Annotated in this window: 3 protein-coding genes; 2 read left to right on the forward strand and 1 reads right to left on the reverse strand. The window is 35.3% G+C overall.

Annotated features, from left to right (window positions below):
- Positions 1-57 precede the first annotated feature (57 nt).
- The gene (locus tag CK510_RS29665) at positions 58-1,140 is read left to right on the forward strand and encodes an outer membrane beta-barrel protein (protein ID WP_095725026.1); all 1,083 of its coding nucleotides are present in this window, start codon (positions 58-60) and stop codon (positions 1,138-1,140) included.
- 308 nt (positions 1,141-1,448) lie between these two features.
- Positions 1,449-1,679 carry a hypothetical protein gene (locus tag CK510_RS29670; RefSeq protein WP_095725027.1) on the forward strand — a complete coding sequence of 77 codons (231 nt, stop codon included), beginning with the start codon at positions 1,449-1,451 and terminating at the stop codon, positions 1,677-1,679.
- Positions 1,680-1,896: 217 nt separating this feature from the next.
- On the opposite strand, the gene CK510_RS32185 is transcribed toward CK510_RS29670, so the two are convergent.
- Positions 1,897-2,079, reverse strand: a 183-nt coding sequence (locus tag CK510_RS32185) for a hypothetical protein (protein ID WP_158224995.1), incomplete at its 5' end; no start/stop codon positions are given.

Consider the following 2,079-nt stretch of genomic DNA (forward strand, 5'->3'; position numbering starts at 1 on the left):
TATTAGCCCACTGGGAATTACCTTGGGTAAGATATAAATCACAGGTTAAATAAATCTATGCGTACTTCTTCAATTACTTTATATTCTTTAATAACTCTCCTAGCATGGGATGTTAGTTGTGTTAATGCTGCAACTTCTGGAGAACTGGAGATATCAACATCACCACAAATAGCAAGGGAAGATTTTGTAGTTTCGGAATTAGATAGGTCAAAATCAGATGCGATCGCGAAGCCTACCGTAGGTATCGCACCTCCAGAAATTATATTCGATCGGGGGAAGGAAAATATTTCCCAATTACCCAATCCTGGAGAAACAAATAATCCAGCAATTTTTCCGGATGCGGAACCTTTAAATGAGAAGGAAGTCGAAGAGGAACTAGGGGAAATCAGATATATCAAACCTCGTGCTGTGAAGCAACCACCACAACCTCGTCAACCTGATGTGCAGTTGTTATTACGTTCTTCAACATTTTCGAGTTCTAATATTACTGCTGTTGATTTTCTTCAACGCAGCGATACTGTGTTTGTAAATAGCGCAACTTTGCTCGCGACTCCGAAATTGGGGGAAGAAACTCGTTTAGTTGCATCAGCTACGGGAGGTTTAACCAGATTTGCCACCAAAGGAGAATTTAATTACAATTTCCTGAGTTTTAATGCGGGAATACAGCAACGAATTGCACCAGGAATGTACGGACAATTAGGGTGGGTACAAGACAGACTTTATAATCAAAATAATCGCGATCGCATTTTACTTGATGATTCTGTACGTTTGACTATTGGTAGGCAAGACCAATTGAGTAAAAGGTTGCGATTAGATTCATTTTATGATTTGCGTGCTAGTTTTGCCGAACCGAAATCACAAAATCGTGTAGCAAATAGTTTAGGTGCGCGTTTGCGTTATGACTTGACTCCGAAGTTACAAGGTGCATTAGATTATCGTTTAACTTTGAAAGATTATACGAACCAAGATAGGTTTGATACTCAGCATCAAGTCGGTGTTGATTTGATATATAACGTTAATAAAGATTTGTTTATTGGCAGTTCTGCTTCTTATTTATTTGGTTCGTCTTCTGCTAGTTCAATTGACTTAAATAATTTTTCTCTTGGTGTCAATATTGGTTTAAATGTACCTTTATTTTGATTCCCGACTTCTCTAAAGGAACACCAAAAAATAAATTCATAATTGTAGGGGTGGGGTCTCCCTGCGCGTGATAATGTTGGTAAGTATATGACTTGAAGATTTTATTTTCTGGAAGTCCCTAAGTTGGGAATCTGTTGGTTGAAGAAATCTGTTTGTTTAAAGTGAAAATTAGACAATCCAAACATAAAGTTATTACGAGAAACCCAATTTGATAATTTTTTGATGAACTAAAGCTGCATATCTCCACTAAATCATACCTATTGAATATAGAAGATAGGTGAAGTCACAAGGCTTCAGAGGAGACAGCAATGAAGGTAAAATCATTATTAATTATAATAGTTTGTTTAATAACGACAGGAATATTTTCCACAACATATAACTATACAGAAAACAATCAATTATTCAATATTTCGACGGAAACGAATCAAACAGTTGCAACATTCGATAAATCCGATTTGCAAATAAGTTTAAAACTACGCACTCCTCCCAAGAGAGGATTGCCAAACCGTCGCCAATCTGGAGGTACTCGTTTTAGTTAATTAAAAGTATTCAATAAATAGAATTACAATTATTAATTACTAAATAAATCCCTAATATCGCAAAATATATTGAATTATGAGTAAAACAAACTATAGAAACCTGGTTTCCCCTGAAACCGGGTTTTTTAAATTTTATCTAGATTAATGAAGTGCTACTTTAAGGGAACAAATCAAAACGCTCAAATCTAGCAAATACTTAGATTGGTCAAGTGACAATTTATATAGTAGTATTATTCGGTGCGATCGCAAAGTCGGTGTTTCTGCCAGATTTTGAAAAATTACAGGGAACTAAGTAAGTAATACATGAAAATTCAATCTCAAAATTGCGATCGCACCGAATAATACTACTATATAAATTGTCACTTGACCAATCTAAGTATTTGCTAGATTTGAGCGTTTT

Source organism: Brunnivagina elsteri CCALA 953 (genome assembly GCF_002289455.1).
Taxonomy (GTDB): Bacteria; Cyanobacteriota; Cyanobacteriia; order Cyanobacteriales; family Nostocaceae; genus Brunnivagina; species Brunnivagina elsteri.

What these genes read in the sequence shown, in the direction of transcription:
- CK510_RS29665 (WP_095725026.1), top strand. Translation starts at nt 58, where the DNA reads ATGCGTACTTCTTCAATTACTTTATATTCTTTAATAACTCTCCTAGCA.
- CK510_RS29670 (WP_095725027.1), top strand. Translation starts at nt 1,449, where the DNA reads ATGAAGGTAAAATCATTATTAATTATAATAGTTTGTTTAATAACGACA.